Here is a 14987-nt window from a genome sequence, read left to right as displayed (position 1 = left end):
ATTGAGGTTGGACCGGAATGGGGATCAGGCCCGGCCGATCCGGTCGGTGATATCAACCGGAATCGGGGCGGGCCGCATTCGTTTCAGATCGACGCAAGCCGCCCGCACTTGCGCCTGGATCAGGACGGTTCCATCCGTCCGGGTAATACTCTGCGCGAAAAGGATACTGGCTGAACGCCTTTCTTTGACTTCCACGCTCACAACCAGTTCATCGTCCAGCAGGGCGGGCCGGAGGAAATCGATCTCCATCCGGTGCACCATGAAAGCCAGGCCGGTGGCCTGCTTGAAGGCCATCTGGTCCACGCCAAGCCGGCGCAGCCACTCGGTACGGGCGCGCTCCAGAAAGCGCAGGTAGCTGGCGTGGTAGACCACGCCGCCGGCGTCGGTATCTTCCCAGTAGACGCGCACCGGCCATTCGAAGCGCGGAATCTCAGACATCTTGGCCGCCCATGCCGAACAGGTCCGCCGGCTGTGGCTGGCGAGGTGGCGGTGTCAGCCCCAGATGGCGCCAGGCCTTGGCGCTGGCCATGCGCCCGCGCGCCGTGCGAATCAGGAAACCTTGCTGGATCAGATAGGGTTCGACCACGTCTTCCAGGGTGCCGCGGTCTTCGCTCAGCGCCGCGGCGAGCGACTCCACACCCACCGGACCGCCTTCGAAGTTTTCGATGATCACGGTGAGCAGGCGCCGGTCAAGCTCGTCGAAACCCTCGGCGTCGACTTTGAGCATGTCCATCGCCGCCTGTGCAGCCTGCACGGTGATGCGCCCGCCAGCGCGCACTTCGGCGTAATCGCGCACGCGGCGCAGCAGGCGGTTGGCGATGCGTGGCGTGCCGCGCGCACGGCGGGCGATTTCCTGCGCCCCCTCCACTTCGCAGTCGATGCCGAGAATGCGCGCGGAGCGACGCACGATCGCCGTCAATTCGTCCGGCGAATAGAACTCCAGGCGCTGCACGATGCCGAAGCGGTCGCGCAAAGGCGCGGTCAGCAGCCCGGCGCGGGTGGTGGCACCGATCAGGGTAAACGGCGGCAGATCCAGCTTGATCGAGCGTGCGGCGGGGCCTTCGCCGATCATGATGTCGATCTGGAAATCTTCCATCGCCGGATAGAGCACTTCCTCCACCACCGGCGACAGGCGATGGATCTCGTCGACGAACAGCACGTCGTGCGCTTCGAGATTGGTGAGCAGCGCGGCAAGGTCGCCGGCGCGCTCGAGCACCGGCCCGGAGGTGGAGCGCACATTGACGCCCAGTTCGTTGGCGATGACGTGGCTCAGCGTCGTCTTGCCCAACCCCGGCGGCCCGAAAATCAGCACGTGGTCCAGTGCGCCGCCGCGCTTTTTGGCCGCTTCGATATAGATGGACAACTGCTCGCGCACCGCCTGCTGGCCGAGGTATTCGGCCAGCCGCTTGGGACGGATCGAAGCTTCCAGGGCTTCGTCGTCCATGTGGGCGTTAGCGGTGATGATGCGGTCGGTCATGTTGGTCATTATGGAACGAGGAGTGAGTGAAGAGGAGTGAGAAGCGAGAGAAAGCGGGTATCGCGACCTTTAATTCCTCACGTCTATCTCTCATCTCCTAGATTTCCACTTGCGTCCCCAGCTCGATCAGGCGGTTGCCCGGAATCTGGAAGAACGCCGTCGCCGGCAACGCATTGCGCGACATGAAGGCAAACAGACGGTCACGCCACAAGGCCATGCCCGGGCGGCGCTTGTCTGCCACCACGTTCTCGCGCGAGAGGAAGAAGGTGGTGTCCATCAGGTCGAACGGCAGGCCGCTTTTGGCACAACGGGTGAGCGCCACCGGAATGTTCGGATCTTCGGCAAAGCCGAAGCGCAGCTCGAGGCCATAGAAATCGCCAGCCAGCGGGATCAGATGAATGCGCTCTTCGGCGTCGGCCACCGGTGCTTCCAGAATCTCCACCGTCAGCATCACGTTGCGCTCGTGCAGCACCTTGTTGTGCTTGAGATTGTGCAGCAGCGCATGCGGCACCGAGTGCTGGTTGGCGGTGAGAAACACCGCCGTGCCCGGCACGCGCAACGGCGGATGCTCGGTGATGTTCTCGATGAACGGCTCCAGCGCCAGGCCGCCCTGCTTGATCTCGCGCACCACCAGTTCGCGGCCGCGACGCCAGGTAGTCATGATGATGAAAACACCCAGGCCCAGCACCAACGGGAACCAGCCGCCGTATTCCACCTTCAGCAGGTTCGCGCCCAGGAACGACAGATCGATGGTCAACAGCACCAAGCCCACCACGATCACGATCGGCAAGCGCCAGTTCCATTGCCGGTTGGCGACAATCAGCGCGAGCAGCGTGGTGATCGTCATCGTGCCGGTCACCGCAATACCGTACGCGGCACTCAAGCTGTCGGAGCTGCGGAAGCCGAGCACCGCGACCAGCACCATCACCAACAGGAACGCGTTCACCCAGGGCACGAAAATCTGGCCGGACATTTCGCGCGAGGTGTGCACCACCGGCATGCGCATCGAATACCCCAGCGACATCGCCTCGCGCGTCATCGAGAACGCGCCGGAAATCACCGCCTGCGAAGCAATCACCGCGGCCACGGTAGCCAGGCCGATCATCGGGTAGAGCACGACCGACGGCACGGTCTTGAAGAACGGACTGTCGATCGCCTCGGGATGATCCAGCAGCAAGGCGCCCTGGCCGAAGTAATTGAGGATCAACGCCGGCAACACGAAACTGAACCATGCCAACCGGATCGGCCGCTTGCCGAAATGACCCATGTCGGCGTACAGCGCCTCCGCGCCCGTCAGCGCCAACACCACGCCACCGAGCGACACGAACGCCTTGAACCCGTGCACGAAGAAGAAATGCACGCCATACATCGGATTGAGCGCCCATAGAATGTGCGGATTGCGGACGATCATATTGATGCCGAGCAGCGCGATCACCACGAACCACACCACCATCACCGGACCGAACAGTCGTCCTACGTGCCCCGTGCCACGACGTTGCAGCCAGAACAGCACGAGCAACACCGCAACCGTCAGCGGCACCACCCAATGTCCCAGACCGGGCGCCGCTACTTTCACGCCTTCCACCGCGCCCAGCACCGAAATCGCCGGCGTGATCACGCCATCGCCGTAGAACAGCGAGGCACCAAAAATGCCGAGAATCGCCAGCACCCAGCGCAACTTCGGTTGATCGCGCGCGCTGCGCAACGCCAGGGCCATCAGCGCCATGATGCCGCCTTCGCCCTTGTTGTCCGCACGCATGATAAAGGTGACGTACTTGAGCGACACCACGATGATCTGCGCCCAGAAGATCAGCGACAGCACGCCGAAAATGCTTTCCTGGGTGGGCTTCAGGCCATCCAGGCTGAGCGTGCTCTGCAGCGTGTACAGCGGGCTGGTGCCGATGTCCCCGTAAACGACGCCGATGGCGCCCAGTGCCAGCGCAGCCAGACGCTTCTTGGTCTCGGCCTCGCCCATGCCCTGATGAATATCGTGTCCCACAAAGGATCCTCTGTTCAAATCTACGTAGGTGTCACCGGTGCTGTCCGTCCGCAGGCCATAGGACCATCGACGAAGGCAGACTGACCGTCTGTCGAGACGATGGATCGAAAGCATACGGACGAAAAAACCGGCCCCAGCGAGTAAATTTTAAATGATGGGGTGATGTCCAGAAGGCTCTCACCCTGCATCGCGCGCCCTGGAAAGACGGCCCGTCTTCCCTGCACCGCGAAACACAATCTGTGAGCTTTCTGGACATCATGCCACCTGCCTGGATTTGATCAGTGGTTCCTCAGCTCCCTAGCGCGGCGCGCAGCGCCTTGCGGATGATGGTTTCGGCGCTGTCGCCCGCGGCGGCGACTTTCTGCACCAGCCGGGTGACTTCGGCCGGTTTGTAGCCCAGCTGCTGCAGCGCCACGGCGGCCTCTGCCGCCGGATCGAGCGGCGCGTTCGATACAGCGGAAATGCCCGGCGCACCCGCGCCCAGCCCGTCCACGCGATCGCGCAATTCCACCACGATGCGCTCGGCGGTCTTCTTGCCGATGCCGGGGATCTTGGTCAGTGCGACGACGTCGCCGGCCTGCACCAGCCGCGCGAAATCCTGCGTCGATACACCGGACAGTACGGCCAGCGAAATCTTCGCGCCGATGCCGCTTACTTTTTGCAGATTGCGGAACAGGGCGCGCTCGGATTCGTGCAGGAATCCGTAGAGCGCAACGCTGTCCTCCTTGACCGCATAATGGGTGAGCAAGGTGACTTCCTTGCCAGTGGGCGGCAAGTCGTAGATGGTGGACATGGGCGCTTCCAGCTCGTAGCCCACGCCACCGACTTCCACCATCAGCCACGGCGGCTGTTTCGAAACCAGGATGCCTCTAAGTCGGCCGATCATCGGCGACGTCTCCATGCGATGCGTGGAATCCCCACGCGTTCGAGACTTGAACGGGTATGCGCGTGCGTCACGGCAATAGCCAGCGCATCGGCGGCGTCGGCCTGGATCGGCCCCTTCAGCCCCAGCAGCACGCCAATCATGTGCTGCACCTGGGTCTTGTCGCTGCGGCCGCCACCGACCACGGCCTTCTTGACTTCGGTCGCTGCATACTCGTGCACGGCAATCCCCCGATTGACCACGGCGCAGATGGCTGCGCCGCGTGCCTGCCCAAGCTTCAGTGCGGAATCGGGGTTGCGTGCCATGAACACGCGCTCCACACCGCATTCGACCGGACGATGGATGGCGATGATCTCACTGACGCCATCAAAAATACGTTTCAGGCGCAGCGGAAAATCGTCTTCGCCGGCCACCATCAAGGCATCGTGGAAAACGTGCGACAGCTTGCCGGCGGCGTCGACATCCACGATGCCGACCCCCGTGCGCTGACTGCCAGGATCGATGCCAATGATGCGGATCATCGGCGGCCGCTGGCTGTGGTGGCCTTGGTCACTTAGCCGGCTTCAGCAGGCAGCAGCGCGTTGTGATACACCTCGCTGACGTCGTCGAGGCCGTCGAGCTTTTCCAGCAGGTCGTTGAGCGTTTCCAGCGCCTCGCCGGTGACGGCGGTGCGATTGTTCGCACGCATCCCCACGCCCGCGTGCTGCGCATGGAGCTTGGCCTCGGTCAGCGCCTGCTGCACGGCTTCGAAGTTCTCGGGGGCGCAGATCACGGTGCTTTCGCCGTGCTCGTTGACCACGTCGTCGGCACCCGCTTCAAGTGCCGCCTCCAGCACTTTCTCTTCCGCGGCGGCATCGCCGCCGGTGGAGAACACCAGCTCGCCGCAACGGGTGAACTGGAACGCCACCGAACCGCTGGTGCCAAGGTTGCCGCCGTGCTTGGTCAGCGCGTGGCGCACGTCGGCCACGGTGCGGGTGGGGTTGTCGGTGAAGCACTCGATGATCAGAGCGATGCCGGCCGGGCCGTAGCCCTCGTAGCGCAGCTCTTCCATCTTCGCGCCGCCATCGGCACCGGAGCCGCGCTTGATCGCGCGCTCGATGGTGTCCTTGGACATGTTGGCGGTCAGCGCCTTGTCCACCGCCGCGCGCAGGCGCGGGTTGAGATTGGGGTCAGCCACGCCGGCACGCGTGGCCACGGTGATTTCACGGATCAGCTTGGTGAATACCTTGGCGCGCTTGGCGTCTTCGGCGTTCTTGCGACCTTCGATGGACGGGCCTCTACCCATGGCGATTCCTGGCTGGATCAGATGACAAGCGGGCGATTTTACTGCATTGCGCAAACAGTTCCCGACACGGGCCACGAAAATAGTGCTGACAGGCCCCAGGGATGCGTTTTTTCAGCCTGCGTCGGTGACGGGCACCCGACCAAACCGCCCTTCGCGCAGAAACTGGGTGGTCAGGCGCGCCACCTCGGCCGACAGCAACAGCCCCGTATGGCTGGTTTCCACCACGCAATGGCCGGCAAGTCCCGGCAGGCAGGTCTCTGCCACCGATACGGTCCCATCGTGCTCCCCGGCGATGTGTCCCAGCATGGCTCCCAGCCCGATCGGCATGCGGCCGGCGATCACCCCCACTTCGCGGGGGCCTGGCCAGGCCTCCAGCCCCTTCTCCAGCAACTGTCGGTTGTGCCCTAGCAGCACCTCGCCGCCGCGCCCCCAACCGGCGAAGGCCCGGGCGGCGGCGCTGCCCTTGAGCGGCGAACCCAGGCAAACCACCCGCCCCGGCGGAAGCTCGCCGGGTTCCAGGCAGGCACGCAAGGCGAGCAGGCCTCCCAGACTATGGCCGACCAGGTGCACCGCATCCGGCGCGCACTCGGCCATGCCGGCACGCAATCGCGTCAGGATGTGCTGCTGGGTCGCAGCCACGCTCATGTAATCGAAGCGGTGGACGCGAAACCCCTCTTCCATCAGGCGCCGATGCAGCACGCCCAGCGCGAAGCCGCGCATCCACAGGCCGTGCAGCAAGAAGATGTGATCGGTCATAGGTGCCTATCTTGCCGCAACGCGCTCCTCCCGCTCCCCCGCTCTTGATCAAAGGCGAGGGGAGAGGAAGCAGAACTCAGCGCTTCACCTCATCGGTTGCAGCCACTGCCACGTGCAGCTCTTTCAACTGCGCCTCGCTGACCATCGACGGCGCATCGGTCATCAGGTCCTGCGCGCTGGTGGTCTTGGGGAAGGCGATCACGTCGCGGATCGACTCAGTGCCCGCCATCAGCGCCGCAATGCGGTCGATACCAAAGGCCAGGCCGCCATGCGGCGGAGCGCCGAATTTCAGCGCCTTGAGCAGAAAGCCGAACTTCATCTGCGCTTCTTCCGCGCCGATGCCGAGCAGCTCGAAGACCGCGCTCTGCATTTCCGGGCGATGGATACGGATGGAGCCGCCACCGATCTCGGCACCGTTGAGCACCATGTCGTAGCCGCGGCTCACCGCGTTGGCGGCGTTCGCGCGCAGGTCGGCAATGTCGTCGACCTTGGGTGCGGTGAACGGGTGATGCAGGGCGACGAAGCGCTTTTCCTCTTCGTCGTATTCGAACATCGGGAAGTCGGTGACCCACAGCGGCTTCCAGCCGCCCTGGACCAGGCCGCGGTCCTTGCCGACTTTCAGGCGCAGTGCACCCATGAAATCGGTGACCGTCTTCCACTTGCCCGCGCCGACGAACACCACATCGCCCGATTGCGCGCCCGTCGCCTTGAGCACGGCGTCCAATGCGGCATCGTCGAGGAATTTCGCCACTGGCGAATTGACGCCTTCGCGCCCCTTGGCCAGATCCTCCACCTTGATCCAGGCCAAGCCCTTCGCGCCGTATTTGGCCACGTATTCGGTGAGCTGGTCGATTTCCTTGCGGCTGAGCGCTGCGCCGCCTGGCACGCGCAGCGCGGCGACGCGGCCGGCGGGATCGTTGGCCGGCTCGGCAAATACCTTGAACTCCACGTGCTTCAACGCGTCGGCCACGTCGACCAGTTCCAGCGCAATGCGCAGGTCCGGCTTGTCCGAACCGAAGCGACGCATCGCTTCTTCCCAGGTCATGCGCGGGAACACGGCATCCAGTTCCACCTGCACCACTTCCTTGAAGACGTGGCGAATCAGACCCTCGACGAAATCCTGCACGTCTTTTTCTTCGACAAACGCGAATTCAAGGTCGAGCTGGGTGAATTCCGGCTGGCGGTCGGCGCGCAGATCTTCGTCGCGGAAGCAGCGCGCGATCTGATAGTAGCGGTCGAAGCCGGCCATCATCAGGATCTGCTTGAACAGCTGCGGCGACTGCGGCAGCGCGTAGAACTGGCCCGGGTGCACGCGGCTGGGCACGAGGTAATCGCGTGCGCCTTCCGGCGTGGCCTTGGTGAGGATCGGGGTTTCGATATCCTGGAAGCCGCGCGCATCCAGATAGCGCCGCAGTGCCTGCACCAGCTTGATGCGCGTGCGCATCATGTTCTGCATGTCGGGACGGCGCAGGTCGAGGTAGCGGTAGGTCATCCGCATGTCCTCGTTGGGATTCTCGTGCAGCGCGAACGGAAGATCCTTCGCGGCATTGAGAATCTCCACCTGCTCGGCCAGCAGTTCCACCGTGCCGGTCTTGAGCTTGTCGTTGGCGGACAAGCGCTTGCGGATGCTGCCCGTCACGCGCACGCAATACTCGTAGCCCAGCTCGCCGGCCACGGCGAAGGCCGCGGCGTTGTCGCGCTCGATCACCACCTGGGCAAGGCCCTCGTGGTCGCGCAGATCGACGAAGGCCACGTGGCTCTGCAGGCGAAGGGTATTCACCCAACCGCACAGGGTGACGGTCTGGCCGATCAGCGACTCATCGATGAGGCCGCAATAGTGCGTGCGCATACGAAAGGGGACTCCGGGCCGCCAGGGCGGCGAATAAACGTGGAAAAGACCCGGAATCTTAACACTGCTGCACGAGCCCTTCCCCCAGGCCCACGAAATAACGCCGCATCGCCATCCCGGCGAAGGCTATCCAATGATCAGGACGGCTATATCAGTCCGCGCTGGGCGTCGCCGCCGGCTTGCTTTCCGTTTTGGCGGGCGCGGCCGTGCTGTCGGCGGTCTTGGAGGTCGAGCCCTCCCCGGCCAGATTGCGCTTCTTGTCACCATCTTTCTTGAAATCGGTTTCGTACCAGCCGCCGCCGGCCAGGCGAAATTGCGGCGCACTGAGCTGACGGTGGACCTGCGGCGCACCGCAGTCGGGGCAATCGGTCGGATCCGGATCGGACATCTTCTGCAACCGATCGAACCGGTGGCCGCAGGCGCTGCATTGGAATTCGTAAATGGGCATGAACACACTCCGCTATGCCGGCCGGCTTGAGCCGGTGGCAGCCGATCATTATCAGGCCGACCGACGAGATTTCAACCGCGCGACGGTGCTCAACGCACGACCAGCGCCACCAGGACCGCCGCCTCGACCATTTCCGCCAGAGCTCCCGCCGTATCGCCGGTGATACCCCCCAGGCGCTTGATGCAGGCATGCCGCCACCCGCCGAACACCACGGCCGCCACCCCAAGGGCTAGCACCCCGTGCCAGCGTCCCAACAGACAAAACCCGACGCTGACCGCGATAGCCACGGCACAGGCATTGCGCGGAGCACTGGATAAGGCCGCCCCGAGCCCACCGCCGCGCACATAAGGCGTCGTAAGAAACAAGGCCGTCAGGCCTACACGCGCCAGCAGCGAAGCCAGGATCAGCTCCGACCAAGGCGCGGGGTGCAGGCTGGCCAGCGCCGCGAACTTCAGCAGCAGGACCAGCACCAGGGCAACCACGCCGGCCGGCCCGCAGCGCGGATCTTTCATGATGGCCAGTGTTTTTTCGCGATCGCCCAGCCCGCCGATCCAGGCATCGGCGCTGTCGGCCAGACCATCCAGATGCATGGCGCCAGTCAGCGCCACCCACGCCACTACCACGATACCGGCAGCCAGCAAGGGCGGCGTGTCGCGCAGCAACCATGCGAGCGAGCCCAGCAACAAGCCGATCAGCAAACCCACCAGCGGGTACCACGCCAGCGACACAGCTTTTGCGCGCGCGTCATCGAACGCACCGAGCGGCACCGGCAGGCGGGTAAGAAAACCCAGCGCGACCAGCAATCCGCGCATCAGGCCGCGACCGCGCGATGCCACGGCAGGCGATGCAGCGAAGCATGCGGCACCTCGATGCCGGCCATGTCGCCATAGCTACGTCGTTCAACCCGACAGCGCAGCAAGCGGATCGCGCCTCCATGAGTCACCACCAATACGCGCCGGCCGGCCGCTTGCGCAGCCACCTCGTCCAGCGCGGCACTTAACCGATCGCCAAAAGCCTGGAAAGTTTCCGCGCCTGGCGGCGGATACGCCACCGGGTCTGCCCAGAAACGCGCCAATGCGTCGCCCTGCTCCTGCGCGATCTGTTCGATCGGCATGCCTTGCCAATCGCCGAAGTGGTATTCCGCCAATCGCGCATCGAGCCGCAAAGGCAGGTGGCGCTGCTCGGCGAGTTCCTGCGCAAAGGCCGCGCAACGCTGCAAGGTGGACGAAACAATGCAGTCCCACGCTTGCCCCTGCACCGCCGCGCGCAGTTGCGACCAGCCCAGTTCGCTCAAGGCATCGTCGAGCTGGCCGCGATAGCTGCGCTCGCCGGTATCGCCGTGGCGAAGCAACTCGATCTGGAAAGCATCGTCCTCGCTCATGCGTTGGACACGCCTGCCTGCTCGAACGTGGCCATGCCGTTGTGCAAGGCACAGGCAAGACGAAGCAGCGGCACCGCCGTGGCAGCACCGCTGGCCTCGCCCAGGCGCAAGCCAAGATCGAGCACGGGCTGGGCGGCCAGCACGTTCAACAAGTGCGCGTGGCCATGCTCCTTCGAACGATGGGCAAACAGCAGCCAGGGCCGCACATCCGGCTGGATCGTCACTGCCGCCAGGGCGGCCGTGGTGGTGATGAAACCGTCCACCAGCACCGGCAAGCCCGCCTGCGCCGCCGCCACATAAGCGCCGGTCAACGCGGCAATCTCGAATCCACCCAGGCAGCGCAACTGTTCCAGCGCCGTCGAAGCATCGGCATGACGTTCCAGTGCCCGCTCGAGCACGCTCACTTTGTGCCGGATACCCGCGGCGTCCAGGCCGGTGCCCGCACCAGCCAGGCACGACGGCGGCTCATCGAGCAAGGCGCTCGCCACGGCCGCGGCGGCGGTGGTGTTGGCGATGCCCATCTCGCCGCCGATGAAAAGCTGCGCTTTGGCGGCAAGCGCCGCTTGCACGCTTTGCGCACCGATCGACATCGCCGCATCGAGCTGCTCGACGGTCATTGCCGGGGCGAGACAGAAATTGGCGGTCGATGGCGCGATGATGGCGCGACGCACGCCCGGAATGTCGCCCGGATCGTTCACCGTACCGAGGTTGACCACCTCCAGGTTCGCGCCCAGAGTGCGCGCCAGCACGCTGATGGCCGCACCGCCGCTGGCGAAGTTACGCACCATCTCGCCTGTCACCACTTGCGGAAATGCCGACACGCCTTCGTCGGCCACACCGTGATCGCCGGCAAACACGCTGATCCACACCCGCTCCAGCGCAGGCTTGGATGTGTGCTGCAACGAAGCCAATTGAATAGCCAATGCCTCCAGCAGACCCAGCGAACCGGGCGGCTTGGTCAGTTGCAGTTGATGCGCGCGAGCCGCGTCGGCCAACACCGCGTCGGGCTGTGCGCAGGGCGCGTGAAGCCAGTCGAGACTCATTACAGGTTTCCTTTCAAAACGAATGGCAAGCCCGCTGCAACAAAGAGCGCGCGCTCGCTTGCCGCAGCAACGGATTGATGCAGGCGTCCTGCCTCGTCGACGAAACGCCGCGCCAGCTCACCCATCGGCACGATGCCCAGGCCGACTTCGTTGCTGACCATCAGCACCTCGCCAGGCAAACCGGGCAGCACATCGAGCAGCAGGCCCCGTTCGCGCTCCAAGCACCCCGGATCGGCGTCGCCAAGCAGATTACTCAACCATAGTGTCAGACAGTCGACGAGAATGCAGCGATCGTTGCGGGCCTGTTTATGCAGCGTATCGGCAAGCCTGAGCGGTTCTTCCACGCATCGCCATTGCGCAGGACGGCGGGCGCGATGGTGCGCGATGCGCGCGGCCATTTCTTCGTCACCGGCCTGGCCCGTGGCGACATAGACCACTTCGCGGCCACTCTCGATGGCCAACCGCTCTGCCAAGGCACTTTTGCCGGAGCGGGCGCCACCCAGAATCAAGGTACGCACGTAACCATTCCCAATAATTGCTCCAAGGCTGCCGTGTCCAGATGCTCCTGCACCGCATCGGCCAGCCGTTCGATGCTCGCCTCGCGCAACGCGCGCACATCGACGCATTCCGCGGCATGCAGACCCGCCCATTGCAGCAATGCTCGCAAAGCCTGTGGATCGTCGAAGACGCCGTGCAGATAGGTGCCGATGATCTGCCCGTCCGCCGATAATGCGCCATCGCTGCGGCCACCGTCGAGTTGCGCAAACGGACGCGCCAGCGCGGGGCCGTAACTGACACCGCAGTGAATCTCATAGCCATGCACGTGGGCGCCGCCGAAACTCAGGTGCCCGCGTACGCGGTGCAATTGCTTTTGCAGTTCGAAGCGGGTTTCCAGATCCAGCCAGCCCAGACCGTCGCTGGAACCGGCTTCGCCCTCGACACCGTGCGGATCGTGTATGGCGCGCCCCAGCATCTGCAAACCGCCGCAGATGCCGATCAGCTTGCCGCCATAGCGCAGATGCCGGGCTATTGCCGCATCCCAACCCTGCTCGCGCAACCAGGCCAGGTCCGCACGTGTCGACTTCGAACCGGGCAGTACGATGAGGTCGCAGGCAGGCGGCGTCTCGCCAGGGCCAACCAGGTGCAGGTCGACCTGCGGGTGCGCCCGCAAGGCATCGAAATCGGTGTGATTGCTGATGCGCGGCAAGGCCGGTACCGCGACACGCAACAGCGCGTCCGGCTTGACGCGGCGATCGCGCGGCAAGGCATCTTCAGCTTCGAGATACAAACCATGCAGGTAGGGCAGCACGCCGAGTACGGGTTTGCCGGTTTCGCGCTCCAGCCATTCCAGACCCGGCTGCAACAACGCGAGGTCGCCGCGGAAGCGATTGATGACGAAGCCCGCTATACGCCCTCGCTCGCTCGGCGAAAGCAAGGCCAGCGTGCCGACCAGATGCGCAAACACGCCGCCGCGATCGATATCCGCCACCAGGATCACCGGACAATCCACCGCCTCGGCGTAGCCCATGTTGGCAATATCGCGATCGCGCAGATTGATTTCCGCTGGACTGCCGGCGCCTTCGACAATCACCGCGTCGTAGGTTTCCACCAGGCGCCGGTGCGATGCCATCACCGCGTCGAAAGCGCGACGCTTGTAGTCGTGATAATCGCGCGCATCCATGTCGGCCACGGCGCGTCCGTGCACGATCACCTGCGCACCGATGTCGCTGTTCGGCTTGAGCAACACCGGATTGAAATCAACCTTGGCCTCGATGCCGCAGGCCTGCGCCTGCACGGCTTGCGCGCGGCCAATTTCTCCGCCATCGGCGGTGACCGCCGAATTCAAGGCCATGTTTTGCGGCTTGAAGGGTGCAACGCTGATATCGCGTCGATGTGCCCAGCGACACAACGCGGTCACCAGCGCACTCTTGCCCGCATCGGAGGTGCAGCCCTGCACCATCAGTACCCGTGCCGTCATCGAAGCACCTCGCTCAATGCACGATCCAGTCGTTCGAACGCCGCATCATCCGGGGGAAGACCAAAGCGCAGGCTGGGCGGCGTGTCGAACAAGCGCGTAAAAATGCCCCGCTCGGCGAGCGCGCGATGCAGGCTCGCCGCATCGTCGCGTCGGCACCATTGGAACAGTCCGCAACCGGCGGTCGGCGCCAGTCCGCGGCGAGCCAGCAACGCGGCCAGACTCGCGCTGACGGCCTGCAACGTCACGCGCGCCTCGGCCTGCCAGGGACGATCGGCAAGCGCATGCCGCAAGACGTAGCGCGTCGGTCCACTCAAGGTCCACGGCCCCAGTTTTTCCTGCAAAAGGTCAAGCAAGGAGGATGCCGCGCAAACAAATCCCGCCCGCGCTCCGGCCAGACCGAAAAACTTCCCCGCCGAGCGCAGCACGATCAAGCCGTCGCGCTGCGTGTAGCGGCACAGACTGTCCTGCGGCGTCACATCCACGAATGCCTCATCGACCAGCAGCCAGCCGCCACGGGCAGCCAACGCGGCATGCACGCGCAACAACTCCTGCACGGAAAAGCGCTCGCCTCCGGGGTTGTTCGGGTGGATCAGCACCAGCACGTCCCAGCGCTCGACCTGCTGCAACAACACATCGGCAGGCAGGCAAGCCACTTCGTGGCCAGCTGCGCGCCAGGCTTGTGCGTGCTCGGCATAGCCGGGCGCGATAACGCCCACCCGCGACGGACCGCGCAACAGCGGCAGCGCCTGGATGGCCGCCTGCGAACCGGCCACCGGCAGCAACTGTGGCGCTTCGTAATAAGTACGCGCGGCGTCGATCAGCCCGTCATCGTCTTCCGGCAGGCGCTGCCACGCCGAAGGCGGAATCGCCGGCACCGGCCATCCGAATGGACTGACGCCGGTAGAAAGATCCAGCCAATGTTCCAGGGCGATGCCGTACTCGCCTGCCGCGCGTCGCAGGCGACCGCCGTGTTCAAGCATGCACGCCACCGTCGAGAAGGAAACCGAGTACCCAGGTGCAGATCAACCACATCAGCACGCCTTTGGAAACCAGGTGCAGCGCCCGCGAAATGGAGGCCGCGCTCGGCAACTCCCCTTCGCCCAGTTCAGGGCGGGCTTCCCACCGGCCGTGATAAGGCGCCGGACCGCCCAGGCGCACACGCAGTGCACCGGCGCCAGCCGCCATCACCGGACCGGCGTTCGGGCTGTCCCACTGGGGAGCCTGGGTGCGCCAGCAACGCCATGCGGTATCGAAGTGGCCAAGCAATGCGTAGGTCAGTGCAGTGAGACGTGCCGGCAGGAAATTCAGCACATCGTCGATGCGCGCCGCCGCCCAGCCGAAACGCTCGTAGCGCGCCGTGCGATAACCCCAGGTGGCATCCAGCGTATTGGCCAGCCGATACAACAAGGCCCCGGGTGCGCCCAGCAGCGCGAACCAGAACAGCGCTCCGAACACGGCGTCATTGCCGTTTTCGAGTACGGATTCGGTCGCCGCCGCAGATACCTGGACGTCGTTCAACGCTGCCGTATCGCGACTGACCACGCGGCTCACCGCGGCACGCGCTGCATCGAGATCGCCCTTCGCAAGGGCTGCCGCCACCGGCCGCACGTGCTCGCCGAGGCTGCGCCAACCGAGCGTCAGATACAGCACCGCCGCGCCCACACACCAGGATGCCCACACTGGCATGGCACGCTGGATACCCCACAGCAAGGCGATGGCAGGCAGCACGGCAAGCGACCAGGCCAATACGCCGGCCACCCGCCTATCCGCGTAAACGCGTTGCTCGATGCCGCTCGCCACGCGCCCGAAACCTACCAAGGGATGTGCACGACGCGGTTCGCCCAGCCACGCATCCATCAACACCGCCGCGAGCATCGCCAGCGCCATG

The 14987-nt window shown here is 64.7% G+C and carries 16 protein-coding genes; all 16 read right to left on the bottom strand.

All coding sequences use genetic code 11. The features are described from left to right. Window positions 1-24: 24 nt before the first annotated feature. Window positions 25-438, bottom strand: coding sequence for a tol-pal system-associated acyl-CoA thioesterase (gene ybgC, locus ISS99_RS10880; protein WP_204631659.1), 414 nt, complete (start codon window positions 436-438; stop codon window positions 25-27). Next, on the bottom strand, window positions 431-1477 hold the full coding sequence (ruvB, locus tag ISS99_RS10875; protein ID WP_204631658.1) for a Holliday junction branch migration DNA helicase RuvB: 1047 nt from the start codon (window positions 1475-1477) through the stop codon (window positions 431-433). Before ruvB ends, ybgC begins: the two co-directional genes overlap by 8 nt. Window positions 1478-1574: 97 nt before the next feature. Continuing rightward, window positions 1575-3452 carry a potassium transporter Kup gene (locus tag ISS99_RS10870; RefSeq protein WP_204632634.1) on the bottom strand — a complete coding sequence of 626 codons (1878 nt, stop codon included), beginning with the start codon at window positions 3450-3452 and terminating at the stop codon, window positions 1575-1577. Between the two features lie 313 nt (window positions 3453-3765). Next, complete coding sequence (gene ruvA / locus ISS99_RS10865; protein ID WP_204631657.1) at window positions 3766-4362, bottom strand: Holliday junction branch migration protein RuvA; 597 nt, start codon at window positions 4360-4362, stop codon at window positions 3766-3768. Beyond that, complete coding sequence (gene ruvC, locus ISS99_RS10860; RefSeq protein ID WP_204631656.1) at window positions 4359-4880, bottom strand: crossover junction endodeoxyribonuclease RuvC; 522 nt, start codon at window positions 4878-4880, stop codon at window positions 4359-4361. The genes ruvA and ruvC overlap by 4 nt, the downstream gene beginning before the upstream one ends. A 32-nt stretch (window positions 4881-4912) precedes the next feature. Then, a complete protein-coding gene (locus ISS99_RS10855) occupies window positions 4913-5644 on the bottom strand; it encodes a YebC/PmpR family DNA-binding transcriptional regulator (RefSeq protein ID WP_204631655.1) in 732 nt (243 codons plus the stop codon). A 111-nt stretch (window positions 5645-5755) separates the two neighbouring features. Next, the gene (locus tag ISS99_RS10850) at window positions 5756-6400 is read right to left on the bottom strand and encodes an alpha/beta fold hydrolase (protein ID WP_204631654.1); all 645 of its coding nucleotides are present in this window, start codon (window positions 6398-6400) and stop codon (window positions 5756-5758) included. A gap of 76 nt (window positions 6401-6476) precedes the next feature. Beyond that, entirely contained in the window at window positions 6477-8249 is a 1773-nt protein-coding gene (gene aspS / locus ISS99_RS10845) for an aspartate--tRNA ligase (protein WP_204631653.1), read from the bottom strand. Window positions 8250-8400: 151 nt separating this feature from the next. Then, window positions 8401-8697: an FmdB family zinc ribbon protein gene (locus ISS99_RS10840; protein ID WP_204631652.1), complete on the bottom strand. Its 297-nt coding sequence runs from the start codon at window positions 8695-8697 to the stop codon at window positions 8401-8403. 89 nt (window positions 8698-8786) lie between these two features. After that, the gene (locus tag ISS99_RS10835; protein WP_204632633.1) at window positions 8787-9512 is read right to left on the bottom strand and encodes an adenosylcobinamide-GDP ribazoletransferase; all 726 of its coding nucleotides are present in this window, start codon (window positions 9510-9512) and stop codon (window positions 8787-8789) included. Next, a complete protein-coding gene (locus tag ISS99_RS10830; RefSeq protein ID WP_204631651.1) occupies window positions 9509-10078 on the bottom strand; it encodes a histidine phosphatase family protein in 570 nt (189 codons plus the stop codon). Before ISS99_RS10830 ends, ISS99_RS10835 begins: the two co-directional genes overlap by 4 nt. Then, on the bottom strand, window positions 10075-11121 hold the full coding sequence (cobT, locus tag ISS99_RS10825; RefSeq protein ID WP_204631650.1) for a nicotinate-nucleotide--dimethylbenzimidazole phosphoribosyltransferase: 1047 nt from the start codon (window positions 11119-11121) through the stop codon (window positions 10075-10077). Before cobT ends, ISS99_RS10830 begins: the two co-directional genes overlap by 4 nt. Further along, window positions 11121-11639: a bifunctional adenosylcobinamide kinase/adenosylcobinamide-phosphate guanylyltransferase gene (gene cobU / locus ISS99_RS10820; RefSeq protein ID WP_204631649.1), complete on the bottom strand. Its 519-nt coding sequence runs from the start codon at window positions 11637-11639 to the stop codon at window positions 11121-11123. Before cobU ends, cobT begins: the two co-directional genes overlap by 1 nt. After that, a complete protein-coding gene (locus tag ISS99_RS10815; RefSeq protein WP_204631648.1) occupies window positions 11627-13099 on the bottom strand; it encodes a cobyric acid synthase in 1473 nt (490 codons plus the stop codon). Before ISS99_RS10815 ends, cobU begins: the two co-directional genes overlap by 13 nt. Further along, on the bottom strand, window positions 13096-14079 hold the full coding sequence (gene cobD / locus ISS99_RS10810) for a threonine-phosphate decarboxylase CobD (protein WP_204631647.1): 984 nt from the start codon (window positions 14077-14079) through the stop codon (window positions 13096-13098). The genes ISS99_RS10815 and cobD overlap by 4 nt, the downstream gene beginning before the upstream one ends. Beyond that, complete coding sequence (gene cbiB, locus ISS99_RS10805) at window positions 14072-14986, bottom strand: adenosylcobinamide-phosphate synthase CbiB (RefSeq protein ID WP_239537952.1); 915 nt, start codon at window positions 14984-14986, stop codon at window positions 14072-14074. The genes cobD and cbiB overlap by 8 nt, the downstream gene beginning before the upstream one ends. Window position 14987 lies beyond the last annotated feature (1 nt).

Origin of the sequence: Dyella mobilis, from assembly GCF_016904945.1 — a bacterium.
GTDB lineage: Bacteria > Pseudomonadota > Gammaproteobacteria > Xanthomonadales > Rhodanobacteraceae > Dyella_B > Dyella_B mobilis.
Note: the sequence above shows the minus strand (reverse complement) of the source record. Positions and strands in the feature narration are given on the sequence as shown.